General features: G+C 36.6%; 28 protein-coding genes, 1 other RNA gene and 1 other annotated feature. Of the genes, 14 read left to right on the top strand and 15 right to left on the bottom strand.

Annotation, left to right across the window (positions count from 1 at the left end; all coding sequences use genetic code 11):
* Nucleotides 1–22 precede the first annotated feature (22 nt).
* Nucleotides 23–175 carry a hypothetical protein gene (locus tag FGQ66_RS15185; RefSeq protein WP_171024586.1) on the bottom strand — a complete coding sequence of 51 codons (153 nt, stop codon included), beginning with the start codon at nt 173–175 and terminating at the stop codon, nt 23–25.
* Nucleotides 172–396: a helix-turn-helix transcriptional regulator gene (locus FGQ66_RS08130; RefSeq protein ID WP_230315256.1), complete on the bottom strand. Its 225-nt coding sequence runs from the start codon at nt 394–396 to the stop codon at nt 172–174. The genes FGQ66_RS15185 and FGQ66_RS08130 overlap by 4 nt, the downstream gene beginning before the upstream one ends.
* A gap of 139 nt (nt 397–535) precedes the next feature.
* Here FGQ66_RS08130 and FGQ66_RS08135 point away from each other — a divergent pair, with 139 nt between their 5' ends.
* The 6 genes from FGQ66_RS08135 to FGQ66_RS08160 all read left to right on the top strand — a co-directional run bounded on the left by FGQ66_RS08135 (nt 536) and on the right by FGQ66_RS08160 (nt 4,541).
* Entirely contained in the window at nt 536–901 is a 366-nt protein-coding gene (locus FGQ66_RS08135) for a helix-turn-helix domain-containing protein (protein ID WP_138302150.1), read from the top strand.
* Between the two features lie 31 nt (nt 902–932).
* Nucleotides 933–1,379, top strand: a complete 447-nt coding sequence (locus FGQ66_RS08140) for an ImmA/IrrE family metallo-endopeptidase (RefSeq protein WP_230315262.1) — start codon at nt 933–935, stop codon at nt 1,377–1,379.
* 60 nt (nt 1,380–1,439) lie between these two features.
* Nucleotides 1,440–2,129: an SHOCT domain-containing protein gene (locus FGQ66_RS08145; RefSeq protein WP_138302152.1), complete on the top strand. Its 690-nt coding sequence runs from the start codon at nt 1,440–1,442 to the stop codon at nt 2,127–2,129.
* Between the two features lie 137 nt (nt 2,130–2,266).
* The gene (locus FGQ66_RS08150; protein WP_138302153.1) at nt 2,267–2,851 is read left to right on the top strand and encodes a DUF5067 domain-containing protein; all 585 of its coding nucleotides are present in this window, start codon (nt 2,267–2,269) and stop codon (nt 2,849–2,851) included.
* Nucleotides 2,852–3,012: 161 nt separating this feature from the next.
* Complete coding sequence (locus FGQ66_RS08155) at nt 3,013–3,294, top strand: hypothetical protein (protein ID WP_138302154.1); 282 nt, start codon at nt 3,013–3,015, stop codon at nt 3,292–3,294.
* On the top strand, nt 3,294–4,541 hold the full coding sequence (locus tag FGQ66_RS08160; protein WP_138302155.1) for a tyrosine-type recombinase/integrase: 1,248 nt from the start codon (nt 3,294–3,296) through the stop codon (nt 4,539–4,541). The genes FGQ66_RS08155 and FGQ66_RS08160 overlap by 1 nt, the downstream gene beginning before the upstream one ends.
* A gap of 105 nt (nt 4,542–4,646) precedes the next feature.
* On the opposite strand, the gene FGQ66_RS08165 is transcribed toward FGQ66_RS08160, so the two are convergent.
* Nucleotides 4,647–5,993: a glucose-6-phosphate isomerase gene (locus tag FGQ66_RS08165; protein WP_081135736.1), complete on the bottom strand. Its 1,347-nt coding sequence runs from the start codon at nt 5,991–5,993 to the stop codon at nt 4,647–4,649.
* Between the two features lie 113 nt (nt 5,994–6,106).
* Entirely contained in the window at nt 6,107–7,456 is a 1,350-nt protein-coding gene (gdhA, locus tag FGQ66_RS08170; RefSeq protein ID WP_138302156.1) for an NADP-specific glutamate dehydrogenase, read from the bottom strand.
* A 114-nt stretch (nt 7,457–7,570) separates the two neighbouring features.
* Here gdhA and FGQ66_RS08175 point away from each other — a divergent pair, with 114 nt between their 5' ends.
* Nucleotides 7,571–8,824 (top strand): BaiN/RdsA family NAD(P)/FAD-dependent oxidoreductase, encoded by a 1,254-nt coding sequence (locus FGQ66_RS08175; RefSeq protein WP_138302157.1) that lies wholly within the window; start codon nt 7,571–7,573, stop codon nt 8,822–8,824.
* 216 nt (nt 8,825–9,040) lie between these two features.
* On the opposite strand, the gene ybaK is transcribed toward FGQ66_RS08175, so the two are convergent.
* The 3 genes from ybaK to FGQ66_RS08190 are packed head-to-tail and all read right to left on the bottom strand — an operon-like array spanning nt 9,041 to nt 11,490.
* Nucleotides 9,041–9,526, bottom strand: a complete 486-nt coding sequence (gene ybaK / locus FGQ66_RS08180) for a Cys-tRNA(Pro) deacylase (RefSeq protein WP_025479887.1) — start codon at nt 9,524–9,526, stop codon at nt 9,041–9,043.
* A gap of 10 nt (nt 9,527–9,536) precedes the next feature.
* Entirely contained in the window at nt 9,537–10,301 is a 765-nt protein-coding gene (gene aroD, locus FGQ66_RS08185; protein WP_138302158.1) for a type I 3-dehydroquinate dehydratase, read from the bottom strand.
* Between the two features lie 16 nt (nt 10,302–10,317).
* On the bottom strand, nt 10,318–11,490 hold the full coding sequence (locus FGQ66_RS08190) for a class I SAM-dependent rRNA methyltransferase (protein ID WP_138302159.1): 1,173 nt from the start codon (nt 11,488–11,490) through the stop codon (nt 10,318–10,320).
* Nucleotides 11,491–11,719: 229 nt separating this feature from the next.
* Here FGQ66_RS08190 and FGQ66_RS08195 point away from each other — a divergent pair, with 229 nt between their 5' ends.
* The 3 genes from FGQ66_RS08195 (at nt 11,720) to FGQ66_RS08205 (ending at nt 15,210) form a co-directional block, all read left to right on the top strand.
* Nucleotides 11,720–13,861 carry an LTA synthase family protein gene (locus tag FGQ66_RS08195; protein ID WP_081135741.1) on the top strand — a complete coding sequence of 714 codons (2,142 nt, stop codon included), beginning with the start codon at nt 11,720–11,722 and terminating at the stop codon, nt 13,859–13,861.
* A 127-nt stretch (nt 13,862–13,988) separates the two neighbouring features.
* A complete protein-coding gene (locus FGQ66_RS08200; protein WP_138302160.1) occupies nt 13,989–14,714 on the top strand; it encodes a hypothetical protein in 726 nt (241 codons plus the stop codon).
* Nucleotides 14,701–15,210 carry a hypothetical protein gene (locus FGQ66_RS08205; protein WP_081135716.1) on the top strand — a complete coding sequence of 170 codons (510 nt, stop codon included), beginning with the start codon at nt 14,701–14,703 and terminating at the stop codon, nt 15,208–15,210. The genes FGQ66_RS08200 and FGQ66_RS08205 overlap by 14 nt, the downstream gene beginning before the upstream one ends.
* Nucleotides 15,211–15,527: 317 nt before the next feature.
* Here FGQ66_RS08205 and FGQ66_RS08210 read toward each other — a convergent pair whose 3' ends face one another.
* The 3 genes from FGQ66_RS08210 to FGQ66_RS08220 are packed head-to-tail and all read right to left on the bottom strand — an operon-like array spanning nt 15,528 to nt 18,014.
* Nucleotides 15,528–16,967: an ATP-binding protein gene (locus tag FGQ66_RS08210; RefSeq protein ID WP_005876860.1), complete on the bottom strand. Its 1,440-nt coding sequence runs from the start codon at nt 16,965–16,967 to the stop codon at nt 15,528–15,530.
* Nucleotides 16,967–17,683, bottom strand: coding sequence for a winged helix-turn-helix domain-containing protein (locus tag FGQ66_RS08215; protein WP_138302161.1), 717 nt, complete (start codon nt 17,681–17,683; stop codon nt 16,967–16,969). The genes FGQ66_RS08210 and FGQ66_RS08215 overlap by 1 nt, the downstream gene beginning before the upstream one ends.
* Nucleotides 17,658–18,014 (bottom strand): SdpI family protein, encoded by a 357-nt coding sequence (locus FGQ66_RS08220; protein ID WP_005876856.1) that lies wholly within the window; start codon nt 18,012–18,014, stop codon nt 17,658–17,660. The genes FGQ66_RS08215 and FGQ66_RS08220 overlap by 26 nt, the downstream gene beginning before the upstream one ends.
* A gap of 143 nt (nt 18,015–18,157) precedes the next feature.
* Here FGQ66_RS08220 and FGQ66_RS08225 point away from each other — a divergent pair, with 143 nt between their 5' ends.
* On the top strand, nt 18,158–18,931 hold the full coding sequence (locus FGQ66_RS08225) for a Cof-type HAD-IIB family hydrolase (RefSeq protein WP_081135714.1): 774 nt from the start codon (nt 18,158–18,160) through the stop codon (nt 18,929–18,931).
* Nucleotides 18,932–19,089: 158 nt separating this feature from the next.
* Nucleotides 19,090–19,457, top strand: a transfer-messenger RNA (tmRNA) gene (ssrA, locus tag FGQ66_RS08230).
* Between the two features lie 241 nt (nt 19,458–19,698).
* On the opposite strand, the gene FGQ66_RS08235 is transcribed toward ssrA, so the two are convergent.
* Nucleotides 19,699–19,899, bottom strand: a complete 201-nt coding sequence (locus tag FGQ66_RS08235; protein ID WP_138302162.1) for a hypothetical protein — start codon at nt 19,897–19,899, stop codon at nt 19,699–19,701.
* 618 nt (nt 19,900–20,517) lie between these two features.
* On the opposite strand from FGQ66_RS08235, the gene FGQ66_RS08240 reads away from it, so the two are divergent.
* Nucleotides 20,518–20,898 (top strand): PH domain-containing protein, encoded by a 381-nt coding sequence (locus FGQ66_RS08240; protein WP_005876746.1) that lies wholly within the window; start codon nt 20,518–20,520, stop codon nt 20,896–20,898.
* A gap of 197 nt (nt 20,899–21,095) precedes the next feature.
* Here the strand turns inward: FGQ66_RS08240 and FGQ66_RS08245 are convergent, their stop codons facing one another.
* The 4 genes from FGQ66_RS08245 to FGQ66_RS08260 are packed head-to-tail and all read right to left on the bottom strand — an operon-like array spanning nt 21,096 to nt 25,073.
* Nucleotides 21,096–21,929: an energy-coupling factor transporter transmembrane component T family protein gene (locus FGQ66_RS08245; protein WP_138302163.1), complete on the bottom strand. Its 834-nt coding sequence runs from the start codon at nt 21,927–21,929 to the stop codon at nt 21,096–21,098.
* On the bottom strand, nt 21,916–23,607 hold the full coding sequence (locus FGQ66_RS08250; protein WP_005876743.1) for an ABC transporter ATP-binding protein: 1,692 nt from the start codon (nt 23,605–23,607) through the stop codon (nt 21,916–21,918). The genes FGQ66_RS08245 and FGQ66_RS08250 overlap by 14 nt, the downstream gene beginning before the upstream one ends.
* Nucleotides 23,608–23,623: 16 nt before the next feature.
* On the bottom strand, nt 23,624–24,175 hold the full coding sequence (locus FGQ66_RS08255; protein WP_005876741.1) for an ECF-type riboflavin transporter substrate-binding protein: 552 nt from the start codon (nt 24,173–24,175) through the stop codon (nt 23,624–23,626).
* A 58-nt stretch (nt 24,176–24,233) separates the two neighbouring features.
* On the bottom strand, nt 24,234–25,073 hold the full coding sequence (locus FGQ66_RS08260) for an SAM hydrolase/SAM-dependent halogenase family protein (RefSeq protein WP_081134285.1): 840 nt from the start codon (nt 25,071–25,073) through the stop codon (nt 24,234–24,236).
* A gap of 101 nt (nt 25,074–25,174) precedes the next feature.
* Nucleotides 25,175–25,423: a binding site (T-box leader), on the bottom strand.
* A gap of 222 nt (nt 25,424–25,645) precedes the next feature.
* Between FGQ66_RS08260 and FGQ66_RS08265 the strand changes: the two genes are divergently transcribed.
* Nucleotides 25,646–26,446: a hypothetical protein gene (locus FGQ66_RS08265; protein ID WP_138302164.1), complete on the top strand. Its 801-nt coding sequence runs from the start codon at nt 25,646–25,648 to the stop codon at nt 26,444–26,446.
* The last annotated feature ends 8 nt before the right edge of the window (nt 26,447–26,454 follow it).

Below are 26,454 nucleotides of genomic sequence, written 5' to 3' on the forward strand. Positions count from 1 at the left end.
CATATAGAATTAAGCTAATGAATCACACAAAAGCTGCTTCGCTCAATTCTCGTTCAAGTTCTTTTTGAACTTCTTCAACTAGACGATCAAGTTGATCATCATTCGCACATTTGATGATGTGGATTAGTCTAGGTCTAGCATCAAGTACGATGTTTATTTTTTCTTGTCGTGTCATTTGGTAGACCCCTTGTCGTCCATGTACGACATTTTTGGTAAAAAAATAGTTTCTACTGTGGTTCCTAAAGATCTAGCTATAGCAATAGCTATTTGTGCACTCGGATTACTCTCACCTTTTTCAATATCTGCTAGATACGGACGAGATATTTTAGCCATTTCAGCTAATCTAGTTTGGCTTATGCCTTTAGAAACGCGAGTTTCACGCACTAAATTGCTCATTTATATCATCCTTTCTTGTACGCCATGTCTTACAAAAACAATTGTAAAACATGTACTACATTTTGTCAACTATAAATTACACTTTTTTTATATATTTTATGTAAGCTATATATTACAATAATTCCAGGAGGTGGAAACTATGTCGAACAATTTAGGAGAGTACTTAAGAGAATTACGCGGAAAAGAGTCGTTAAGAAGTGTTTCTGAACGAATAGATGGACGCTTAAGCCATTCTTATATTTCCGATCTTGAAAAGGGCGTAAGTAGACGAGGCACTCCGATCAATCCTACTCCAGAAGCATTAAAAATATTATCTGAAGCTTATAATGTGCAATACGATAAGTTAATGGCCTTAGCGGGATATATTGATTCATCTAACGAAACCAAACTAAGTTCAAAACAAATGACAGTAGCTACTCACATTGATGATGATGTTTCAGATGATGAAATGAGAGAGATATTAAATTTCATTGACTACATTAAAAATAGAGATCACAGTAAGTAGGTGTTGTTGAGTGGATAAGGTCGAAAAATTCATGTCTAAATTTCCCAATTTAGAATATAAATTTGAAAAGTATATGCCGGAAAAACAAAAAGGATTGTATGTTGATAATGTCGTTTATTTAAATCAAGAGCAATCAATTCAAGAAATGGCGAGCACTATAACTGAAGAAATCGGTCACCACTTATCTAGTGTTGGGGATATTGTCGATCAGGACACAAACGAAAAAAGAAAGCAAGAACAAAAAGCTAGAGACATTGGCTTTACACTGCTTGTTACTCCCCAAGATTTTATAGACTGTTATAATGAAAGATTCACATTTATGTGGGAATCAGCAGAATTTTTAGGAATCACAACAGAGGCTTTAAAAAATGCTGTTAGAACATATTCTAAAATTTATCCAGAAGGCTTAACTTATAAGAACTATAAAATCTTATTTAAGGCTAATGGAACTGTAGGCGTTTTCGAGTGGTTTGATTGATTGCTGCAAAATAGTATGAATTTCCAAATATTACAAATATAAAGTAATGGAGTGAAAAGAATGGGTTTGTTTGGTAATAGCAAAAATAAAGAGGAAAAAATAAAAAATAAATTATTAATCCAAGAACAAAATGAAGAAAAGAAATTACAAAAAAAGAGACAACAAGAAGAAAACTTAAGAAAACTAAAAGACTTCACTCCTAATAGAACAATTGAGAAAAATATTTTTATAGATACAGAAAAACGCCAATTTAAAATTAAAGGTCTCTTTAATTCTGGTTTTATTTATGATTTAGACAAAATAAATAGTTACGAATTAGTTGAAAATGGAACTTCTATTTCTTCTGGAGGATTAGGTAGAGCTGCTGTGGGTGCCTTAGCTTTTGGTGGTGTAGGAGCCATTGTTGGAGCAGTTACTGGTAAAAAGAAAAATAATACAATTGTAGAGCGCCTCAATATAAAAATTAATATGAATGACCTAGACAAGCCAGTTATATATTTACCTTTAATCAGTAAGAAAACAAAACGTAACTCAATTTTATACAAAAATGCTATTTTACAAGCTGACAAGATATTATCAACTTTAGATATATTGTTAAAAGAAACCTCTGAAGAACAAATAATTACTATAGCAGAAAATCAAGTATTTTCTCCTGCTGATGAATTAAGAAAATATAAAGACCTTTTAGACGACGGAATAATCACCCAAGAAGAATTTAATATAAAGAAAAAGGAATTATTGGATTTATAAAAATCGTCTCTAAATTTGAAAATTTAACGAATTTGTATGGGGTCTCTGAAAAATGTACAAATTTTTAATTTTAAATTGGCGGCTACTACTTCCTGCCTCGAAGTGGGAGTAAAATTAATTTATCTGTGGAGGAGTTTATGAAAAAAATAGTTGGGTTAGGATTGATTTTGATTTCTAGTATTACACTAGGGGCGTGTGGAAATGATGATTCAAATTCTGGTACATCTAAAGAAGCAACTACTAATACTTCTACAATTGTAACTTTAGAAAGCAGTAGTTCTACAGCAGAAATTTCAAGTTCAGAACAAACAGCTACGTTTAAAGACGGCGTTGCTTCTTTAGTTGACATTGATATTAAAATTACCAAACATGCTGTTATCCAACCTGGAAAACCAGGAAACGAATATGGCGACCAACCAGTAATTGCTTTTTGGTATGATACTACTAATAAAACTGGAAAAGATATTGATCCAACAACGGCTTGGATGGCTGTTTTCTCTGCTATTCAAGATAATGATCCTAATATGGAAAACAAATTACAAGTAGCGAGTTTACCAGATGAACAATACTTAAATACTCAAACAAATAAAATTAAGCAAGGTGGTACTGTTTCTAATGCTGTCGCTTATACATTAACAGATACCACTACCCCTGCGACACTTGTAGCTACCCAAGGAATTGCTGGGGATGAAATAGGCAAGCAAGATTATGCTATTCAATAAAAAAGATCAGCCTTCGGGCTTTTCTTTTTAAATACAAAAGAACATAAGTTCGTATTCGATATTTATGTATACGAGATTACACTTAATTTAATTTCAAATAAGGCGGTATGTATATATAAATTCTTACTAATTAGAACAAACTACGAAAGGATTGATTTTTAATGATGACACCATACGAATTGCGCGATAGATTAAGACAAGATGTTCCAGAGGTGCAGATTTATCCAATACTGACAAATGATTACTATAGTGAAGAAGAATATCAAGAAGTCTTACTTAAACAATTGAAAATGAAAGAAGATATTGAAACTGGCAACATGGTAACCATGCCCCTATTCTCTCCACAAGAAAAAGAATTAAAAATGGATAAGTTTTATGAAAAAGGATGGTATAAACCAGAAGTGTATTCATTGCCAAAATCTATGTTTAGGAGTGTAGAATAATGGCTACTATCAAATCGTACACAACTAAGTCTGGCGTGGAAAAATGGGAGTATTTTGTTTATGCTGGGACACATAAAGGAAAAGGATATTCTAAAAAAATTCACAAAAAAAATTTCGCCACTGAAAAAGAAGCCAGAAAAGCAGCTAAAATTCTTGAAGGAGAACTAGCTGCTGGCACCCACAAAACTAACAATCCTAAACAATTATCCTTAAGTGAATACTTAGAGATTTGGATAACTCAATACAAAACCAATGTTAAAGAAGGCACTAGAATTGTTCATAGAGAAAATATTGAAACCTACATCAATCCTTATATAGGTAACTATAAACTTGAAAATTATGACCGTTCTGCACATCAAGCGTTCATCAATGAACTACTCACAAAAAAAGGTCTTGGACGATCAAAGCAAGGATTATCTTATAACACTGTAAAAGTAGTAAATGCTACTCTCTCCAACGCTTTTAAAAAAGCAATACAATTAGGCTATATAAATGAAAATCCGACTTTATACACTGAGTTCCCTAAAAGAGCTCAAGAGAAAGTACTTAACTTCTATTCTCTTGAACAAGTAGATAAGTTTCTAGAGTATGCTGCGAAGGAAAGAGATCCTCTTTGGTATCCATTTTTTCTAGCAATTTATGATTGTGGTCTACGAAAAGCTGAGGTTATGGCCCTGAAATGGTCAGACATTGACCTACGTAACAAGTATATCGATGTGAACAAGCAAAGGATATATAGAGCTGAAAGTAAACTAAATTCTGGTCAAATAGCTATTGATAATCCGAAAACATTAAATAGTACTCGTAAAATGATCATGACTGATCGAGCACAACAAGGTTTTATTGATTTTTATAACTATTTTTATAACACTTCTTCTGCTCTTCCTTTTACTAAAACAATAGATGATTTTATATTTATTTTCACTACTGGAAAATCTAAAGGGAATATTATTCGTAGTCGTAGCACAAACGGAGCAAGTGATAGAATCGCTAGAAAAGCAGGCTTGCCCAAAATCAAAGTCCACGATGGTAGACATACTTATGCAGTAACTCTTCGAAAGGCTGGTGTTCCACTTGAGGATATAAAAGAGTTGTTGGGACACAAAGATATTTCTACTACTCAAATTTATGCTCAAGTTTCAACGGAGGTCATTGAACGAGCATCAAATAAGTTCAATGATTACATCAATAATCAGGAACGAAAAGTTTCTGGCCAAATAATTTCACTACCAAAAAAGGATGGCTAAAAAAGCCATCCTTTCGTTTTGGGTACCTGAATGGGTACCATATTTCATTTTAAAGCCAACATGTTTTGGGTACGTATTTTTACTAACTACTTAGAATCCCTTATTTTACAGGCGTTCGTTCAATTCTTTAGCAAGGTCTTCAAAGCCTGGTTTGCCTAGAAGGGCGAACATGTTTTTCTTATACGCTTCAACACCTGGTTGGTCAAATGGATTGATGCCATTTAGGTAACCTGAGATACCTACAGCAATTTCAAAGAAGTACATTGTGTAACCTAATGTGTAAGCATCCATTTCTGGAATTTTAACTAATAAGTTTGGCACGTCGCCATCAGTGTGCGCTAGTAATGTTCCTTCGAAAGCTTTTGTATTTACAAAATCAACTTCTTTTCCTTGTAAGTAGCCTAATCCATCTAGATCTTCTGCTTGTTCAGGAATTGTGATTGATTTACGAGGTTTTTCCACTTTAACGATCGTTTCAAAGATATTACGACGACCTTCTTGGATATATTGACCTAATGAGTGTAAGTCAGTAGAGAAGTTTGCGCTTGAAGGATAAATGCCTTTTTGGTCTTTTCCTTCTGATTCGCCGAATAATTGTTTCCACCATTCTGAGAAGTATTGCATTCCTGGTTCATAGTTGATCAACAATTCTGTTACTTTGCCTTTACGGTAAAGGATATTACGCATTGCAGCGTATTGATAAGCTTCGTTTTCTTCAAGTTTGTCACTTGAGTATGCTTTACTTGCATCAGCAGCACCTTGCATCAATGCATCGATATCTGCTCCGCTAACTGCGATTGGTAATAAACCTACAGCAGTCAATACAGAGAAACGTCCGCCAATATCATCAGGAATAACAAATGTTTGCCATCCTTCTGCATCTGCTTCTACTTTAACAGCACCTTTTGCTTTATCAGTTGTAGCATAAATACGTTTGTTTGCTTCTTCTTGTCCGTATTTTTTAACAAGTAATTCTTTAAAGACACGGAAGGCAATCGCTGGTTCAGTAGTTGTTCCAGATTTTGAAATAACGTTAACTGAGAAATCACGATCTCCGATTACTTCGATCAAGTCAGAAATATACGTTGAACTGATTGAATTTCCGGCAAAGAAGATTTGAGGTGCTTGACGTTTGTCCCCATCTAATAGATTGTAGAATGTGTGATTCAAGAAATCGATCGCAGCACGGGCACCTAGGTATGAACCACCAATACCGATAACTACTAATACTTCAGAATCTGATTGGATTTTTTTAGCTGCTTCTTTGATACGCGCAAATTCTTCTTTGTCATAATTCGTAGGTAGGTCGATCCAACCACGGAAGTCGCTTCCTGCACCTGTACCCTCACGTAATACTTTGTCAGCCATTGATACTTGGCTTTGCATGTAACCTAACTCATGTTCATTGACAAATGGTGCAACTTTTGAATAATCAAAATGAATATGTGCCATTTTTTTATTCCTCCTTAAAAGATCAATATACAGGTTATACTTTACGTTTTTTTTTACAATTTTTCAAGCAAATAAGTAATTTGAGGTTAATATTTCCAAGAAAATTTCAATTATTACACCAAACCTTGGGCATACATTACTTTTGCGACTTTTTCAAAGCCTGCGACATTTGCGCCTAATAAAAGATTTTTTTCATTGCCATATTCCGCAGCAGTCTTACGACAAGTTTGATAAATCGTCTGCATGATCTCATCTAATTGCTGATCGACTTTTTCACTTTCCCACGACAATCGTTGTGAATTTTGGCTCATTTCTAGTGCTGAAACAGCAACTCCACCGGCATTTGCTGCTTTTCCTGGACAGTACCAGACATCCGCTTGTTCAAAGACAGAAACAGCATCAAAGGTACATGGCATGTTTGCTCCTTCTGCTACGATCGTTACCCCATTTTCTACTAAATTACGGGCGAGATCTTCAGTGATTTCATTTTGTGTTGCACAAGGAAGAGCGATTTCTCCTTTTTCCTTTAATGTCCAAACAGAAGCATCCGCATGATAGACAGCAGATTGGCGTACTTTAGCATATTCCGTCAATCTCTGACGTTTTTCTTCCTTGATTTCTTTCAATAAAGAGAGATCTATCCCTTCTGGATCGTAAATATAGCCACTTGAATCTGAGCATGTAACTACTTTACCACCTAGTTCATGTACTTTTTCTATCGCATAAATAGCGACATTCCCACTACCAGAAACAAAAACTGTTTTATTTGCGAATGAATCGTTTTCTGCATGTAAGAGATGCTTAACATAATAAACTAGCCCGTAGCCAGTTGCTTCTGTACGAATCTTACTTCCCCAGAAATCAAGCGGTTTACCTGTCAAAACACCAGCATCGTATTGTTTCAATCGTTTATATTCTCCAAACAAGTAGCCGATTTCTCTTGCACCTACTCCGATATCTCCAGCAGGAACATCGATAGAAGGTCCGATATGTTTCGACAATTCTAGCATGAAACTTTGACAAAAGCGCATGATTTCATCATCCGATTTTCCTTTAGGATCAAAATCACTTCCGCCTTTTCCGCCACCGATTGGCAAACCAGTCAAACTATTTTTGAAAATCTGTTCAAATGCAAGAAACTTTAAAATACTTAAATTGACGCTTGGATGAAATCTCAATCCGCCCTTATAAGGTCCGATAGCTGAATTGTATTGGATTCGATACCCGCGATTCACTTGCCAGTTTCCTTCATCATCTTGCCATGGCACTCGAAATTGAATGATTCTTTCCGGTTCGGTCAGTATACCCAAGATGTTACGATTGATGTATTCAGGATGTTTCTCTAAAAACTTGGTAGCTGATGGCATAAACTCATCAATTGCCTGTAGAAATTCTTCTTGTCCATTGTCTTGTTGATGAAGTTTTTCTTGAATCAATCGTACATACTCTGTTGCATTTGTCATCGTTTCACGCTCCTTTTATGATCTTCTTACATTTTAGCCTATTTACCCTCGTTCCTCAAAACATTTTCTGCTTTCTTTCCTCGAAATATGCTACACTTTCTTTGAGGTGAGAAAATGAAAATGACGTACGATGTAATTGTTGTTGGTGCAGGTACGAGCGGCATGATGGCTGCTATCAGTGCTGCAGAACATGGTGCAAAAGTACTTTTGATTGAGAAAAACAAAAAAGCTGGGAAAAAATTATTAATGACCGGCGGTGGCAGATGTAATGTCACGAATAATCGTCCTGTTGAAGATTTGATTGCACATATCCCTGGAAACGGTAAATTTTTGTATAGTACCTTTTCTCAATGGAATAACTTTGACATCATGGAATTCTTTGAATCCCAAGGTGTGCATTTAAAAGAAGAAGACCACGGGAGAATGTTTCCTGTGACAAATAAATCAAAAACAATCATTGAAGCATTGCTTCATCGCTTAAAGGAACTGGGCGTCACGATGTTATTTGGGGCACGTGTAGAAAAATTAGTCCATCGAGATGGGAAAATTTATGGTGTACGGACTGAATTTGAAGAATTCAATTCACCCTGCGTTATTTTGACCACTGGCGGACGGACATATCCTTCGACTGGTTCTACAGGAGATGGCTATAAAATCCTGAAAAAAGTAGGGCATACCATTACGCCGCTTTACGCAACGGAATCCCCACTGATTTCAGAAGAACCATTTATCACAGATAAGTCATTACAAGGACTTTCTCTACAAGATATTTCTCTAAGTGTTCTGAATAGTAAAGGAAAAGTAGTGACCGAACATGTGATGGATCTGCTCTTCACTCATTTTGGTATTTCTGGGCCTGCTGCTCTTCGATGCTCCAGTTTTATCAATCAAGAACTGAAAAAAACAGAGAAGCCTGTTACTGTAGTATTAGATTGTTTTCCTACACGTTCAGTGCAGGAATTAACGAGTGAACTGACACAAAAAAGCAAGCAATCGAAAAAAACTTTAGCAAATGCTTGGCATGGATTTTTACCAGAAAGACTACTTCTCTTTTTCTTAGAAAAAAGTCAGCTAACAGATCAACTAGGTTTGCACACGACTGAAAAAGATATCCAGGCTTTCATACAACTTTGTAAATCTTTCACTTTCAAAATCAGTAAGACTTTCCCGATTGAAAAATCGTTTGTCACTGGTGGCGGAGTCTCCCTTAAGGAAGTTAATCCAAAAACTTTAGAAAGTAAATTGCTCCAAGGTTTATTTTTTGCAGGAGAACTACTGGACGTCAATGGCTATACAGGAGGGTTCAACATTACCGCAGCCTTTGCAACTGGACATGTTGCTGGAATGAATGCCGCATTTTTGCGCTAAATGGATATAGAGAAATCAAAAAGGGCGTGGGACAAAAGTAAGAAACACTTTTGTCTCATTCTTTAAAAACGAATAAACGGTGGGAGCAGAAGCAACTCCTTCGGAAATAAGCCGAAATTCACAAAAATTTGAAAAGCAATTTTCGTGAATTTCGGCTTATTTCTCGGAGTTAAACACTTCTGTCCCAACCTCTTTTAAGGTTGTTATTGCTTTTCTTTAGAGGATAAGATCTGCAAACTTCCCATTCGTCAACGTACAGATTGCATCTGGCGCTAGTTCCATTTGAAGTCCGCGCTTGCCAGCTGAAATAATGATCGTTTCATGAGTCTGAGCTGTTTTTTCTAAATACGTGGGAAATAATTTTTTCATTCCAATAGGCGAACAGCCGCCACGGATATAACCTGTTGTTGCTTCTAAATCTCTTAAATGAAGCATCTCAACTTTTTTGTTTCCCGATTCCTTGGCTAGTTTTTTTAGATCAAGTTCGTTGTTTCCCGGTATGACCGCTACTAATGGCCCTGTCTTGTTACCAACAGCCACAAGCGTTTTATAGATTCGATCCTCACCATCAGAAAGTTTTTCAGCTACAGCAGCAGCACTCAAATGATTTTCATCCCACTCATACTCATGCTCTGTGTAAGGGATTTTCTTTTGTTCAACCAAGCGAATTGCGTTGGTTTTTACTTGTTTCTTTTTTGCCACATTCTCACCTTCAAATTCTATTCTCGCCATTTAAAGTCGTTAGGATCTGCTTTAGCTCCTTGATTGGAATTTGTCCTGGAGCAGAAGCTTTTTCGGTTGTTAAAGCACCAAATGTCATGACTGATCCAGTTAAATGCCCCGATAAACGAGTGAACATCCCAAGTTCGCCCATGGACATCGTGATCAATGGCATAGAAACAAACGCACCCGCTCGTCTTGTCAATTCCATCAACCGTAACACATCTCGCTCATTATTGGGCATAACCGCAAGTTTTCCAAAATCTGCGCCAAAGTGTTCCATCATATTCAAACGATACAATAAAACTGGATCAGCCGGAGTTTCTTTAAAGTCATGACTGCTGATGATCATTGGTATTCCTAGCCGCTTGATTTCTTCCAACAAACCTTTTTCGAGACTTTCAATCTTGAATAATTCTAAATCGACCATGTCGATCAGACCTGTATGAATAATTGCTTGGTATAGATCATGGTATTCTCGGATCGATATGTCTTGCTTTCCTCCCTCTTCCACAGTTCGAAAGGTAAAAAGCAATGGCAAGCCATCCAGCATTTCTTGTAGGAGTACTAATGTCTCAATCACTTGCTCCTGTTGAAATACTTCTTTGTAACAATCTACACGCCATTCAACTAGATCTGCCCCTGCTTCTTTAGCAAGTATCGCCTCACGTAAAAGTTCTTCACGTGTTTCGCCGACCATGGGGGCACAAATTTTAGGTCGTCCTGTGCCTATAGTAAGTTTTTTAACTTGGACCATATTCTACCCCTCCTTCTTATTTCCTGATCTGATAGATAAATACCTTTAGATAATCTCCTTCTGGAAAGGCGTCGATGGTTTGAAAATCCTGCGGCAAGTGATAGTACCCTATTTGTTCAAATTTGACATTTGCTGAGATGAATTCTTCTTCGATCATCTCTCTGAATTGCTCAGTACTCACGTTCGCTGCATTTGTTGAAGCTATCAGCTGTCCATTATTTGTCAAAATGTCGAGACTGTCTTTTATTAACTCGCCATAATTTTTTGCCACTCGAAAAACTTTTTTCTTATTTCTAGCAAAACTTGGTGGGTCTAGTACGATTAAATCATAAGTCATCTTTTTTCGTTTTGCGTATTTAAAGTATTCAAATACGTCCATAACAATGATCTTTTGTGCCGCAACATCTAGTCCATTCACTTCGAATTGTTCCTGTGTTTTTTTCAAACTGCGCTTCGCTAGATCCACACTCGTTGTTTCTAGAGCACCGCCCATCGCTGCAGCAACTGAAAACGCACCTGTATAACTAAACATGTTTAAAACCGTTTTTCCTAAAGCTAATCCATCGATCAAAGCACCTCTAACCTCTTTTTGGTCCAAAAAGATACCTGTCATGAGTCCTTCATTTAGATAAGTTGCGTAACGCACGCCATTTTCTTTGATCACTAAAGGCTCTGGCGCTTCTTTTCCAAAAATAAAGCTACTTTCCGGTAACTCATTGTTTTCGAAGCGGATTTTTTCATAAGCGCCTTGGATTTCTGGATACACTTGTTGAAACGCAGCAACTATTGATTGACGGTAAGTATAAAGAGTCTCATTGTACCAAGAAAAAACAGCAAAGCGATCATAATAATCAATGATCAGTCCGCCAATCCCATCACCTTCACCGTTAAACAAACGAAAAGCGTTCGTTTGTTCATCCGATAAAAAAGAAGCACGTTTTTCTTTTGATTCTAAAAATTTTCTTTCAAAAAAGGATTGATCGAATGGTTCGTTTTTTCGACTTAAGACCCAACCAATTCCTTTATTCTGTTTTCCTAAATACCCTTTAGCTAAAAAGTTTCCTTGCTGATCAACTAACTCGATCCATTCCGTTGTTTCTCCACAATTTTGGGCTAGATCTTCTTTTTGGATCAGTGGGTATCCTTTTTTTATACGATTTCCAGCTTTTTTCTTTATTTGTACTTTCATGGACTCACCTACTTTAACTTTTTCATTCCTCAGTATACCAAAAATCAGGTCTTCTGTCTTAGTGCTAGCGTTCACAAAACATAAAGAAATCCTTAATCAGGCATGAAAGCGTTTGGTTTCGATTGACACTTATTTTTCATACTAGTAGAATAAAGGGGAATATATAAAATGAGGAATATTAGCTTCACAACACTCAGAACATTTTTGAGTGCGGAAAGGAAGATAGATGTTGAAACGAATAAAAACACCCAACTTTTTGAATAAAAGGCTTGGATTTTTTTCTTTATTAGCTGTTTTATTATGGCTAAAGACAATTTTTGCCTACTTATTTGATTTTCACTTGGGCATAGAAAGCGGGATACAATATTTTATATTGTTCATCAACCCGATTGCTACAACTTTACTGTTATTAGGAATCGCACTATACGTGAGACGGACAAAGGCGTCTTATATCACTATGATGGTCATTTATTTTCTTTTGACCCTCCTCCTTTTCTCTAATGTGACTTATTATCGTGAATTTACCGATTTTATCACGATCAATACGATTCTAGGTGCAGGAAAAGTAGCAAGTGGTTTAGGAGAAAGTGCCATCCGTTTGTTCAGACCTTACGATATCCTTTATTGGATCGATTTTGTGGTCATCGCTGTATTACTGATCACTAAAAAAATCAAGATGGACCCACAACCTATCCGTGCAAGAATGGCCTTTGCTATTTCCACTTTAGCAGTCATGATTTTTTCTGGTAACCTCTTCTTAGCAGAAGCTGATCGCCCAGAATTACTCACTCGTACATTTTCACGTGACTATCTTGTCAAATATCTAGGTCTGAATGCTTTCATGGTTTATGACGGTGTTCAAACATACCAAACAAACCAAGTTCGTGCAGAAGCTAGTCCGAATGACATGAAACAGGTAGAAAGCTATGTCAAAGAGCACTACGCTCAACCAAATGAGGATATGTTCGGTATCGCCAAAGGCAGAAATGTCATCTATATCCATTTGGAAAGCTTCCAACAATTTTTACTGGATTATAAGTTAAAAGATGAAAATGGTGTCGAACATGAAGTTACACCATTCCTTAACAGCTTATATCACAGTAATAGCACATTTAGTTTCGATAATTTTTTCCATCAAGTCAAAGCAGGTAAAACAAGTGATGCTGAAACACTGATGGAAAATTCATTATTTGGATTAAATCAAGGTTCCTTGTTTACCCAACTGGGTGGCAAAAATACCTTCCAAGCAGCTCCTGATATTTTGAGTCAGACACAAGGTTATACAAGTGCAGCCTTCCATGGTAACGCTGGTACATTCTGGAATCGGAATGAAACATATAAAAACTTGGGATATGATTATTTCTTTGATGCTTCTTACTATGATGTCAATGATGATAATTCATTCCAATATGGCTTGCATGACAAACCATTTTTCCAACAATCTGTACAATATCTAGAACATCTGCAACAACCGTTCTATTCAAAATTTATTGCCGTATCGAATCACTATCCTTATTCGAAATTCACGAATGATGAAGGTGGGTTCCCGTTAGCTTCGACAAATGATGAAACGATCAATGGCTACTTTGCAACTGCAAATTATCTAGATACAGCTGTTGAGGAATTCTTTAATTATTTGAAAGCAAGCGGTCTTTACGACAATTCAGTGATCGTGTTATATGGTGACCACTATGGTATTTCTAATTCAAGAAATAAATCGTTAGCTGAGCTTGTTGGCAAAACAAGTGATACTTGGAGCAATTACGACAATGCCCAAATGCAGCGGGTGCCTTACATGATCCATGTACCAGGACAAACCAATGGTGGTATCAATCATACTTACGGTGGCCAAGTCGATGCACTTCCTACTCTGCTCCACCTTTTAGGGGTAGATACAAAGAATTATATCCAATTGGGACAAGACCTGTTCTCTAAAAATCATGAGCAACTTGTTGCTTTCCGAGATGGCGATTTTGTTACACCTAAATATACGTTCTATGGTGGTACGATATATGATAACAACACAGGTGAAGCAATCACTGAGCCAAGCCAAGAAGTACAAAATGAGATTGATGCACTGAAAGAAAAAGTAAACAAACAATTGGCTGTTTCTGACCAAATCAATAACGGCGATTTACTCCGCTTCTCTACGGACACCGGTTTAAAACCAATCGAAGCTACTGATTTTGATTATAAGAAACAACTTGAACAATTGACCGAAAAAGAAAAAACACTTGGCGATAAATCAACAAGTGTCTTCAGTAAAAACAATAAACAATCAACAAAAGATCTCTACGAAACAAAGACATACCAACAATTACACGGTACAACTTCAACTGAATCATCAGAACCAGCAGAAACAGATAAATAGCACTAAAAGCAAGCTCGATCTATTGGGCTTGCTTTTTTATTATCAAAAAAGGAATTCGTTATTTCACTATACGAATTTCATAATTTATTCATATTCATTTTTTATAATTGATTAGAGGTGAAAAAAGATGAGAATGATTCGGTATTCAACAGCTCGTTTAGTCTACTATAAAAAACAGACGATATTTTATTGTCTGTTTTCAAGTATTGCTGCCTTTTTATTGATGCTTGCCTGTAACCTTTACCATGTACAAACGACTATCTATAGTCAAGTACAGGAACGTCTCAATTTTTTAGATATTACCGCAGTAAAAGCAAACTTGCCCTCAATCGTTACGATAAGACAATTCTATTTGAAAGTTATTGTCATACTATTGACTATATTTTCTGTGATGTTCATTTTTTTCTTTCAACGATCGCTTCGTCAGGATAGTCAAGAATTGATCAACTGGCGTTTAGCTGGACTATCTAAAGGAAAAATTTTTCTTTTTATTGCTTGGCAATTGATGTTGCCTCTATTGATTTGTTGTACGGTCTTATTACTATGGATCGTGCTCTTCCAACGTTCTTACCAAGAAATGATTCAACAAATCAACTTTCTCTGTTTGAAATTCTTTGATATGCCAGATATCCATTCTTTAGCAACTACATCAAAATTAGCTATTCCAATGGATCAACAAACATTCTTTAAGATTGAGTTTGTGAATGATCTTTTCCTTATTGACACTTTAAAAGGATTTTACCAAACAGTTCTTATGCTGGCAGGTACTAGTATGTCCTTGAGTATTCTCCAATTTTCTATATTTTATCATCGGTTAAAAAAAGGAAGGATGATTTTCTTTGACACCATTTGATCGTACCCTTTCCAACGGTAAACTCACTGCGATACTCTATCAAAAGAGTGACCACAACAATCTTGAACTTTTGAAGGAACTAAAAAAGCAAGTTTTTCTTACAAGTAAAAATGAACCTCTACTTGTTCAGAAAGATTGGCCATTGTTTCCTTATTTAAAAGTTAAAGATCAAGTACTCTTGAACATTCCCGAAAATAAGCAGTCCCGTTTGATGTTCCAAGAAGAACTAAATGTAGACTCGTTTTTACTAGATCAAGAGCCAGATGATCTTACTCTTTTTGAAAAGATCAAATTACAATTATTACATGCTTTATTAGCAAAAAAACAACAAATCATTCTAGAAGATTTTTTTGATCTATTAACTGTTGCCGAAACTCAAGAACTGCTCGATTTACTTGAACGTCTAGTCAAAAAACAAAACGTAGCACTATTACTTCTTACACATGATGAGACGATTGCTCGCAGTCAATACGTAGATTCCTTACAAGATAAATAAAAAGAATGTAGACAAATCTAAAAATTAGGTTTGCTACAAACTCTCGAATAAAAGGCGGGAGCAAAAAGCAACTCCTTCTTAAATAAGCCGAAATTCACAAAAATTTGAAAAGCAATTTTCGTTCATTTCTTCTTATTTCTCGGAGTTAAACACTTTTGTCCCAGCCTCTCTCAAATAAACGGCGTCCAAAAGTCATTTTTTTCGGAACTTTCAAAAAAACGAACAATACAAAAAATGTATTGTTCGTTTTTTTTCTCCAATTTCTCAAACCTAAACAACCTAAATGACTTTTGTCTCGATCTCTTTTTCCATGTACTCTAGAGTTCAACATCTGGCAGTTTAACTGTAAAGGTCGTTCCTTTCCCTAGTTCGCTCTCAACTTCCAATTTACCTTTGTGGAGACGAACCAATTGTTGAACGATCGGCAAGCCTAATCCAGATTCACCATATTTGGTATTTTTTCTTGACGGGTCTACTTTATAGTAACGATCCCAAATGCTCTTCATCTGCTGTTCTGACATCCCGATACCGGTATCTTGTATTTTGATGATTGTTTCCAGATACCCCTTTTCCAAAGAGATCGTAATCGTTCCATTTTCTGTAAATTGAATCGCATTTTGAATGATATTGACCATGATCTGAACAAAGCGATCATAATCTGCATATATTTCTATATCTGGTTCTGCATTCAGTACCAAAGCATCGCCAGCTGCCTCTGCTTTCGCTTCTAATTGTGCAACGATATTTTCCAGCGTTTCTGTTCCATTGAATTTCTTGATGACCATACTGATCTGATTTGTTCGTATTTTTTCATAGTCTAAATTCTCGTTGACCAAGCGAATCAACCGCTCTGTTTCATTTTTCATCAACTTGATGGCATTGTCCCGTTGATTCTCTGGAATTGCATTATATTCTAACCCTTCAAGTAATCCATTAATCGTCGTTAAAGGTGTACGCATTTCATGCGACGCATCTGCCATAAACTGCCTTCTACGATTTTCTTGCTCTTCGATCTCTGCTTGTGACTCTTTTAGAGAATTCGTCATTTTATTGAAATCATCAGCTAGTTCGTCAAATTCGTCTTTATCATGTACAGGTAATTGAACATCAAAATTACCATTCGTCACTTCTTTTGTCGCATTTCTTAAACGATTGATTCGTTTCACCTGAAAAGCTGCAAATCCGTAACTTCCGATGATGGCAATAATACTCGAAAAAATGAATCCTTTGAAAAGATTCAGAGTAACAGAACGTACACTATTATCAATGTTTCTAGCTGGCTGACTAACCACCAATCCGCCATAAAATTCATGGTCTAAGTTAAAAGGAACAAGTGCATAAGAGGTTGCTTGGTTTTGTCCTAAAATATTCTTGTTCGAGGTATATTTTACTTGTCGACCACTTCGCAGATTTTCCCACTGATTCGAATTTATCGAAAAAGCCAATATCGTATTATTTGTTGGATAGATGACTCGCTCATTTTTGTCAATAAAAATAAAATTTACATTTTGTTCAGACAAGACTTGTTCAGTGAAAAAGAGTGCATTTTGAAATGCTTGATCTTGTGTCATCTGCGGAAATGTATCCGAATAAGTTTGCGTCGATTTTTCAACTGACTCTGCATAACCAAACAATTGTTGGTAGTTGTTTTCTTCGATCGTTTGTTTCGTCAATTGTGTAAACGAAACCCCTACGATCAAAATAATCAGGACGATCATCCCACAAAAAGCTAATAATTGTTGATAAAGATACCGCATTAGGCAACACCAGAATCATCAAATTTGTAGCCCACGCCCCAAACTGTTTGGATGACTTGCGGTCCTACTTTTTCAATTTTTTGGCGTAATTTTTTGATATGCGCATCAACCGTGCGTTCATCTCCAAAATATTGATAATCCCACACCAATTCCAAAAGTTGTTCCCGTGAAAACACTTGGCGAGGCTTTTTAGCTAACGTAAACAATAAATCAAATTCTTTTGGTGTCAATCCTTCGATTGGTTTTTCATTTAAATAAGCTTCACGTGTTTTCGTGTTCATTTTAAAATGGTCCGTTTGGATATCAAAATGCTGATCGGCGTTCCCAGCTTCATCCTTTGTTTCGACTAATTCACTGCGGCGATGCAATGCCTTCATACGTGCAATCAATGTCAATGGACTAAAGGGTTTTGTAACATAATCATCTGCCCCCATCTCTAAGCCGATCACTTGATCACTCTCTGAATCCCGTGCTGTCAACATAATGATAGGTACCGTGCTGGACACTTTTCTGATCTCACGTCCGACAATCATTCCATCCATCGTTGGTAAATTCAAATCTAACGTCACCATATCCCAGTAGTTCGGTTTCTCTAGAAATGCATCTAGCCCCTCTTTACCATCGTATTTGAATGTTGCTTCCCATCCTTCATTCAAAAAAAACATCTGCATCATTTCTGATACGGATTGATTATCTTCGATCATCAAAATATTCATCTTTATTCCTCCCAAGTTCATCATCCATTTTTTGAAGTCTTTTTTCCGTTAATATAAAAATAGGCATGATTGGAAAAACCAACACCAGCATTTCAATTATAAAAAAATTCGTATGTCCTGTAATTTTTAGCCAATAGCCTATAAGCGCCATCAATAAGCCAAAAAGCAAAAAGTATTTACCACTCGTTTTTTGCGCTAAGCGAAAATGTTCTTCTGACTGGACTGCACGTGGTGAATGGTAGCCATAAAACGGGATATTCCCTTTAGAAGGTACAAGTAAAAACAGCATCCCAATGAATGACAATCCGATTCCGACAGTAAAAAAAATCATCCAATCCCCTCCTAAATCTCTCCTTCTAGTATACTCTAAAAGTTGGTTTGAACCAATATATTCAGGAATTCTTCACGAAACGTTTGTCTTTTATTCAAACTTTGTTAAGATAGAGTTAATCCAATAATAAAGGGGTTTTTTGTGTGTCAAATTATCGTGCGATTACTTTTTTCGATCTTGATGGAACCTTATTAGATTCTCGTTCAAAGATCACACCCGAAGTGGCAAACGCAATGGAAGCATTGAAAAAAAATAATGTTTTGCCAGTCATTGCGACGGGCCGAACAGAAGCAGAGATCAAGCATATCATGTCTGATGCCGGTATTACTTCTGCGGTAACGATGAATGGTTCCTACATCAGCGTAGATGGAAAAGAAATTCATTCAGAAAAATTCTCTACCGATGAGTGTCAGAGAATGCTCGATCATGTCACTAGCCAGGGTCACCAGTTATCTTTTTATAATCATCAAAATATTTGGTGTACTGGCCACGATCAAACAATGATCGAAGCGTACGATTTCATTCATTCAACTGTTCCAGAAATCAATCCGTATGCTTTCTTGGATCATCCAATCAACATGCTATTGATCCTGTCAAAATCAGGTGATGAATACTACCATGAACATTTTCCAGAATTGACATTTTATCGAAATGGCCCTTACTCTATCGATACCGTTAAAAAAGGGATTTCTAAAGGTGTTGGTGTCAAACGTCTAAAACAAGAAATGGATTTGGCAGATGTACCGACATTTGGATTTGGCGATGGTCCAAACGACTTTGCTTTACTTGAAGCCTGTGACAATAAAATCGCTATGGGAAATGCGTATGATGGCTTGAAAGAACTTTCGACCTTTATTACAAAGAAAAATACTGAAGGTGGAATCGTCCACGCATTGAAGCATTTCGACTTGATTTAGATCAAACAGGAAATGATGCGGTAACTCCTTATACTAAGAACTGTTGGTGCTTACCGTATCATCCAATGTTTCTGAATTAACTCTTTATCCTTGAAAAAAAGAACGATTATGGTATACTATGCTTTGTATGAAAATATACGTAACCCTTGTATCTTTACGGGGACGTTACGGATTCGACAGGCACAGTTCGAGCTTGAATTGCGTTTCGTAGGTTACGTCTACGTTAAAACGTTACAGTTAAATATAACTGCTAAAAACGAAAACAACTCTTACGCTTTAGCTGCCTAAAAACAGTTAGCGTAGATCCTCTCGGCATCGCCCATGTGCTCGAGTAAGGGTCTCAAATTTAGTGGGATACGTTAAACTTTTCCGTCTGTAAAGTTTAAAAGAGATCATCAGACTAGCAATACAGAATGCCTGTCACTCGGCAAGCTGTAAAGCGAAACCTCAAATGAGTTGACTATGAACGTAGATTTTTAAGTGTCGATGTGTTTGGACGCGGGTTCGACTCCCGCCGTCTCCATTGTGTATTGTTGAGACAAACAAACAGGTGTAAAAAACGTTGTTAAATCAACGTTTTTTTATTTTTACCAAAGAGAAGAATGAAAGAATTTTGCATTTTTTTGCATCACAATATCATTCTGAGAAAAGGGAAATCCAAGGAGCTAATTTGTCGTATGGTCCCCAGATAAAATCTTTTGTAGTCTGGATTTTTAGATCTTCTTTTAGTTCGCATCAAAAAACTTAATAATAGTTTGAAGTGAATGCTACTTTAAGAATTCTTGTTCATATTCTTGAATGATTTCTTCCGCTCTTAATTGCTCAGATCCACTCAACTGTTGCTTCACATCTTGATACTCTTCCCTCATATTTTCTAAAACTAACAGAGCCTGATACGCAAACCACTCTGACATAGATTTTTTTGGATACTTCTTTTTATATTCTGGATAATCCATAATCGTGATCATTACTCATCAACCTTCCAATAATTAAATCCATGAATCTAAATGTTTTTCTTATTTGGCTTATCTGCTATTTTAGTTGTCGACTTTCTCGCCACATTACCACTACTCATTTGATAATATTATTATAAATATCATCATAACTGTATTCTTTAATAAATCCAATTTGCTCGGAATTTTATGTAACACGTATTAGTTAGCAGTTTCAGTAACAACTAAAGTAATACGGATTTCTGTATTTATTTCGTTTTTTCCTAATGAATTCCTAAACTATTTTTCGACGGTTCTATTTGTAAACTAAAAATCGACTAACTCATTGACACACATCAGTTTTAAGTCATCATAAATATATAGTTAAACATAGATATCGATTTACTATTCCTAGGCATTTGTGAATATATGATCATGAAGACCAAGTATACTCTTTAGTAAAAAACTAAAAAAGGACTTTTAGGAAGATATCTGGTCAAACTTACGAATATAAACTGAATTATTTGAAGACAAATGAATAGGTTCTGCTAGAAAGCCTTGTCGCTTTCTTTTATAAAAATTAAAACCCGTGTTGCAACACGGACCATCTTTTAAAATGACAAATCTATTATATCAGAAATGAGGAGTTAAAAAATGGGATTATTCGATGGACTAATGGGAAATGCTGCACAACATGATAATAAATCTGTAGAAAAAGAACTACAAGGGGTCTTAGTACCTAATGAAAACGTGGATTTAGCTTTTAAATTAGTAAGAGACTTAATTGTTTTTACAGACAAACGATTGATTATCGTTGACAAACAAGGTGTCACTGGTAAAAAAGTAGAATATAAGTCGATTCCTTATAAATCAATCTCACGTTTTTCTGTAGAAACAAGTGGTCATTTTGATTTGGATGCAGAGTTGAAAATTTGGATTTCTAGCGCTGAACTTCCAGCCGAGAGTCTACAATTCCGCAAGGACAAAAATATTGTAGCTATTCAACAAGCATTAGCTTCTGCTGTTTTATTCTAGCTATTAAAAATCATTGAACCAATCTAACAATGATCCGTCCTTGTTTTTGACAGAAAACCCACCGAAAAATCAATTTTTTTTTGATAATGAGTAAGTCAATGAGGATTTCACTAACAAACAAAAACAGGAAGACTGAAAATCGTAAAAAAGATTTTCAGTCTTCCAATTTTTTTGTCTTGAGACATGTATCCAAAACTCTAGCGAAACGGATTATAAAAGCGTCCGCCATTGATGAACAATAAAGATATCCCTGTGGCACACAATAAGATTACCAGTAATAATGCCAAATAATCATTGCGTTTCAAGGGTTTAGCTAACAACCAAGTGCGGCTTTTTTTCTTACCGAAACGACGAAGCTCCATCGCCGAAGAAATCGTTTCGATCCGTTCTAAACTGGAGAAAATCAAAGGAATCGCAATCGTTAAATTGCCACGTACTCGTTTCATCAACGAGGCTTTCTTAGATAGTTCATTTCCTCGAGCTTGCTGTGCTTTTGAAATCGTTCGAAAATCTTCTTGAATATCTGGGATATAACGCAATGCTAAAGAAAAAGCATAAGCGATCTTATATGATCCACCTACTCGATGAATACTTGATGCCAATTCACTAGGGTTCGTCGTCAAAATAAAGATCAACCCTGGTGGAATCGTGACGAAATATTTGATCAGCAGATTGAACTCATAAAAAAGTTGTTCTTGTGTGAGTGTATACCGGCCGATTCCTTCAAAAATCACATGTCTTGTCCCATAGATCGTCACGCCATATTCTGGTGCAAATAGATAAACCGTCAATAAATTCAAAATCGAAAAGAATGCGATGAATTTCAATACAAAGGAAATCTCACGATACGTAATTTTTGCTGTTCGAAAAAGAATAATAGAGAAAAGCGCAAGCACTAGCAAAAAACGTGTGTCATACGAGATCATCCCAACTACTGAAATCATTAAAAAACACAACAATTTAGTGAAGCCGCTAAGTTGATGGATCACCGTTTTTTTCGGCAAATAACCGATCAAATTATTGTCTGCCATCAGTAGGCACCTCCTCATGCTGGATGAATGCCGACACAAAATCGGTGGCATCTGCTAAATGATTGTTTTGTGCCAAACGATAGAGACTCGTTTCACGAAGACTTGCTGAGGCAACTAATTCTGCCGAAGATAAGACATTGGCAGGGGTCTCATCCGCGATGATCTGTCCTTGTTTCAATACCAACGTCCGTCGGGTATGTTCCAACATCAGGTGCATATCATGGGTGATCATCAAGATGGTAATCCCTTGCTGGTTCAACGTGCGTAAAAAGGTCATCATTTCATTATAATGGTAATAATCTTGCCCCGCTGTAGGTTCATCAAGGATCAGCAATTCAGGCTCGAGTACTAAAATAGCTGCAATTGCTACTCGGCGTTTTTGCCCATGGCTCAATGCAGAGATTGGCCAATTACGAAATTCGTAGAGTCCACAGACCTTCAATGTGTCAAAAACTTTTTCCTGGATCTCCTCAGGTTCGACACCCTGGTTCTCCAACCCTAATGCGACCTCTTCAAAAATCATATTCTTCGATAGCATTTGATTGCTATTTTGCAACACGTAACCTATTTTATCGGCTCGTTCCTTGATACTTTCATTTGCAATGGATTGCCCTTTCCACAACAGTTCACCTGTTTGAAGAGGATAAAAACCTGTGATCAGGTTCGACAGCGTAGACTTGCCTGCCCCATTATGCCCAACAAGACTGACCATTTCTCCTTGATAGAGTGTCAAGTCAATTTTTTTGATGACTTGCTCATCCCCAAAGCCAAAGGAAATATTTTTCAGTGTCAGTAATGGCGTTTCTTTTAACGGAATTGCTTTGAATTCTCCCTGATCCTTGGCTAATGCCGTTGCTATTTCTGGGGAAACTAGTTGATCGACCTGTGTTAGATCAGAAAACTCTTCCAAAGAAATACCCGCACGTTTCAAAGCAGAGATATACAACGGTTCGCGTATACCATACATTGTCAAAAGGTCACTTTTTAGTAATTCTGTTGGCGTGCTATCTGCGATGATCGTTCCTTCGTTCATTAGAATAACACGATCGATTGGTGCTGCTAAAACTTCTTCCAACCGGTGTTCGATAATGATTGTTGTAAATTTTTGCGACTGATACAACTGGTCGATCATTTGAATCGCTTCATACCCCGTTTGTGGATCGAGATTGGCTAAAGGTTCATCAAACAAAAGGATCGGCGTTTCATCGATCAAGACGCCAGCCATCGTTACACGTTGCTTCTGACCGCCAGAGAGATCTTGTGGGCGTTTTTCTAATTGTTCCGATAGATTGGTTTTTTCAGACCAATAATTTACCGCCTTGCGCATCTCCGTTTGCTCAATCATCTCGTTTTCCAATGAAAATGCAATATCTTCAGCCACTGTCAAGCCAACAAACTGGCTATCCGTATCTTGCAATACTGTCCCCACATCTAACGAAAGGTCATAGATGGTGGATTCACCAAACAACTTCCCGTTGATGTTCAAACTCCCAGTATAACTACCTTTTTCATTTTGCGGGATGATACCATTCAAACATTTCCCTAAGGTAGATTTTCCTGAGCCACTAGGTCCCATGATCAAAATCTTTTCTCCTTGTTTGATGGATAAATTGATATTTTTCAGCGTGGGTTCGGCTTGGCTATCATATTGAAATGTAAAATCATGAAACTCGATCATTTTATATCCTCACGTTCTAATCTTCTTTATTTAAGCTACCTTTTTTCGTTTTCGTCTGTGCATAGGCTTTTAGCAAAATAACACCGATGACACCTGTTACAATCGCATTTGTGATCCCTGCAACGATACCTTGTGTAAAGACTTTGCTTGGTGCCTCCGCATAGATCAAGATATCTCCGATTGGTGCTATCACTACCCATGTAATCAAATTGGCGATCGTTTCACCAACAAGAAATGTTCCGATTTCTTTTTTCCCAAAAGTTCCTTGTTCGATTGGGATACGTTTAGCTAACAAGCCAAAGAAGACACCTAAAATACCTGAAGCAATGATCCATGACCACCATGCCCCATAGGTCGTCAAGTCACCAAGTGCATGACCGATAAAGCCTGCTAACCCTGCAACGATAGGGCCATAAACAACGCCTAACAATGCCAAGAAAGGATACGCCGTTGCGATATCCGTATTAGGAATCCCTGTTGGAATAGTTACGAAACGTTTCAAAATGAAGAAGACCGCTGCGCCGATACCAATTGCTACAATGTGTTTTACCGTGAATTTTTTACTCATACTTTTTTACCCCTTTTTAATTAATACGTAATAAGTGCTTCTTTTCTTAGTTCTTTTCTTAGTTCTTTGTCAGTTCGATCGTCCAGTCATTGCCTGTTCCGATCTTATATACAGCTGAAAATGAATCCAGATTGATCCCTAAACCAACGTTCAATAATGAATTGATGTATAATACCGCTTTTTTTGGCGCTACTTGAGCAAACGAACGTCCAAAGACAACCTCATCTTGGTAACGGACTACACCTTGATAGTATATTTTTACTAGTAAGCTTTGTCCATATTCAATTTGCCAATTTTTGAAAAAATCCACCGGAATGTTCGTCCAAAGTGAGCCGAAACGAATATCGGTGATATCGATCGTACCTGTCGTTGTATGTTCATTTTGGACAGGAGCAATCAATGGGAATGTTACTAACTCGCTCGTTGGAATGACTGAACCTAGTTCGTCAAATCGTACATTTCCACTAGCTAGTCGAGCCCCATTGTATACATAGACATCGCGTCCATGGAATGTATGACTTTCTGATGAACCTGGCAAGCGCTGTGTTTCTTCATCAATTTGACGGACTTCTTTGATTCCTACGTATTGTGCCAAATATGTCAATGTCCCATTGTCTGGCGTAATGACATATTGCCCATCTTTTAATTCTGCCACGACACTTCGACGCGTTGAACCAACCCCAGGATCAACAACCGAAACAAATACCGTGCCCGCTGGCCAATAACTTGCTGCTTGCAATAGACGGTAACTTGCATCATGAATATTGTATGGTTCAATCTCGTGAGTGAGATTATTGATGATCAAGTTGGGCTCAACTTGATAAGCCACTCCATACATTGCATTTACCGCGCCATCTTGCAACCCAAAATCGGTTTGTACTACTAAAAATCCTGCCATAATTCGTCCACCTTCCAATTCTTTATGTCCGATGAGTCTCTTTATGAGATAGTCATCTTTGCTTAAAAGCAAATACAAAAAATGCCCCTAGCAAAAAATTTGCTAAGGGCATTGGACATGCGTTACCACCTTTAATCATAAAATCCTCACAGATTTCATCTCGATCAGTACCCAAAAAGTTTGCATCTTGGAGACTGTGCCTTGTTAACGGGGACAACCGTACTTCCTTCATAAAGTCGGGAAATCCGCTCAAAAGCCATTTTCAAGTAATTGATGCGCATCCCCTCTCACCAAGCAGGAATTCTCTTTAGCGTACATGGTTACTCTACTTTCTTTTTCATCGCGTTTTAATGATTGGTAATAAAATAGCAGAGTTCATTTGATTTGTCAATCAAGAAAAAAATTTTTTCTTTTAGCTAGTCTAATGCTGACTTTCTGATTTTTGTGCTATCGATTTTACTAAGTAAACTTTTTTCAAAAACAAAAATTAATTACAGCGGAAAAAACTGTTGTCCATTGTTGGAATTTTTACTTCATACTATATAAAAAGTTATTCGAAAAGAGGGAACTATATGAAACCAGAAGAAAAGAATAGTTTAAAACAGGAATTACTCCATTCTATATTTTCCTATCGCCAGCAACAAATAAATAACTATCAACAAAATTATACAAAACAAGATATAATGGTGTGTCTTTTCCATTTAAAAAGCAAAAAGCCTGAGGATCAATCTTTTTTTGATCAAACCATTTCTGCTGCAAAACAATTGACTTTGCCAAGTATAGAAAAATATTTTGTCCGTCAACTTCAAAGTAGAATGATTACAGTTGATAATTTCAGCGTACAGTATGAATTGATTGCAAAAGAACTTGCGCAAAAACTTTGTCCTTTCGATGATCTTATTTACATAGAAAAAATGCTCACTATAGAGTTGTTAAAAGAAAAAATCGAAAAAAAGTTAAAGTTCTCTTCAGCAGATACGAAAAAGTTTTCCACTTATGATTGGCAGCACCAAGACACTGATTTTGATTCTTTCTACCAAGCAGCTCAAACTGCTTATCCGCAATTCAATTGGGAGGATCTCTTGTCATCGACTACTCTTGAAGTCAAAACGAAATTGTATAAAACAATGAATCCGCCAGATTATCACTACAAAAATGAATTGTTTAATCTCATGCTCTATCAGGTTACTACTGAACATCTCCAATTTTCAATGCGAAATGGGCGTATAACTACCAGTGTCGTTTCTAAATTTAAGGCCCCTCCTTTACCATCTGTTTCCCAACTAACTAAAAAAAGCAAAGCTGCATCTGCACTTGATAATGAGAAAAAAGAACCACTAAGTAAGAAGACATCGTTACTTACCAGAGACTGAGTACTACG

This window comes from Enterococcus sp. BSD2780061688st2 D3 (assembly GCF_005844145.1).
Classification (GTDB): Bacteria; Bacillota; Bacilli; order Lactobacillales; family Enterococcaceae; genus Enterococcus_B; species Enterococcus_B durans.

Coding starts and splice junctions, on each gene's coding strand:
- FGQ66_RS08240 (WP_005876746.1), top strand. CDS start 20,518: ATGGGATTATTCGATGGACTAATGGGAAATGCTGCACAACATGATAAT.
- gdhA (WP_138302156.1), bottom strand. CDS start 7,456: ATGACAAATGCAACAGAGTATGTACGATTGATTCAAGAAAAACTTCAT.
- FGQ66_RS08190 (WP_138302159.1), bottom strand. CDS start 11,490: ATGAAAGTACAAATAAAGAAAAAAGCTGGAAATCGTATAAAAAAAGGA.
- FGQ66_RS08155 (WP_138302154.1), top strand. CDS start 3,013: ATGATGACACCATACGAATTGCGCGATAGATTAAGACAAGATGTTCCA.
- FGQ66_RS08135 (WP_138302150.1), top strand. CDS start 536: ATGTCGAACAATTTAGGAGAGTACTTAAGAGAATTACGCGGAAAAGAG.
- aroD (WP_138302158.1), bottom strand. CDS start 10,301: ATGGTCCAAGTTAAAAAACTTACTATAGGCACAGGACGACCTAAAATT.
- FGQ66_RS08130 (WP_230315256.1), bottom strand. CDS start 396: ATGAGCAATTTAGTGCGTGAAACTCGCGTTTCTAAAGGCATAAGCCAA.
- FGQ66_RS08250 (WP_005876743.1), bottom strand. CDS start 23,607: ATGATCGAGTTTCATGATTTTACATTTCAATATGATAGCCAAGCCGAA.
- FGQ66_RS08150 (WP_138302153.1), top strand. CDS start 2,267: ATGAAAAAAATAGTTGGGTTAGGATTGATTTTGATTTCTAGTATTACA.
- FGQ66_RS08245 (WP_138302163.1), bottom strand. CDS start 21,929: ATGGCAGACAATAATTTGATCGGTTATTTGCCGAAAAAAACGGTGATC.
- FGQ66_RS08215 (WP_138302161.1), bottom strand. CDS start 17,683: ATGAATATTTTGATGATCGAAGATAATCAATCCGTATCAGAAATGATG.
- FGQ66_RS08140 (WP_230315262.1), top strand. CDS start 933: ATGTCTAAATTTCCCAATTTAGAATATAAATTTGAAAAGTATATGCCG.
- FGQ66_RS08200 (WP_138302160.1), top strand. CDS start 13,989: ATGAGAATGATTCGGTATTCAACAGCTCGTTTAGTCTACTATAAAAAA.
- FGQ66_RS08210 (WP_005876860.1), bottom strand. CDS start 16,967: ATGCGGTATCTTTATCAACAATTATTAGCTTTTTGTGGGATGATCGTC.
- FGQ66_RS08255 (WP_005876741.1), bottom strand. CDS start 24,175: ATGAGTAAAAAATTCACGGTAAAACACATTGTAGCAATTGGTATCGGC.
- FGQ66_RS08235 (WP_138302162.1), bottom strand. CDS start 19,899: ATGATCACGATTATGGATTATCCAGAATATAAAAAGAAGTATCCAAAA.
- FGQ66_RS08260 (WP_081134285.1), bottom strand. CDS start 25,073: ATGGCAGGATTTTTAGTAGTACAAACCGATTTTGGGTTGCAAGATGGC.
- FGQ66_RS08165 (WP_081135736.1), bottom strand. CDS start 5,993: ATGGCACATATTCATTTTGATTATTCAAAAGTTGCACCATTTGTCAAT.
- FGQ66_RS08160 (WP_138302155.1), top strand. CDS start 3,294: ATGGCTACTATCAAATCGTACACAACTAAGTCTGGCGTGGAAAAATGG.
- FGQ66_RS08175 (WP_138302157.1), top strand. CDS start 7,571: ATGAAAATGACGTACGATGTAATTGTTGTTGGTGCAGGTACGAGCGGC.
- FGQ66_RS15185 (WP_171024586.1), bottom strand. CDS start 175: ATGACACGACAAGAAAAAATAAACATCGTACTTGATGCTAGACCTAGA.
- FGQ66_RS08145 (WP_138302152.1), top strand. CDS start 1,440: ATGGGTTTGTTTGGTAATAGCAAAAATAAAGAGGAAAAAATAAAAAAT.
- FGQ66_RS08265 (WP_138302164.1), top strand. CDS start 25,646: ATGAAACCAGAAGAAAAGAATAGTTTAAAACAGGAATTACTCCATTCT.
- FGQ66_RS08220 (WP_005876856.1), bottom strand. CDS start 18,014: ATGATTTTTTTTACTGTCGGAATCGGATTGTCATTCATTGGGATGCTG.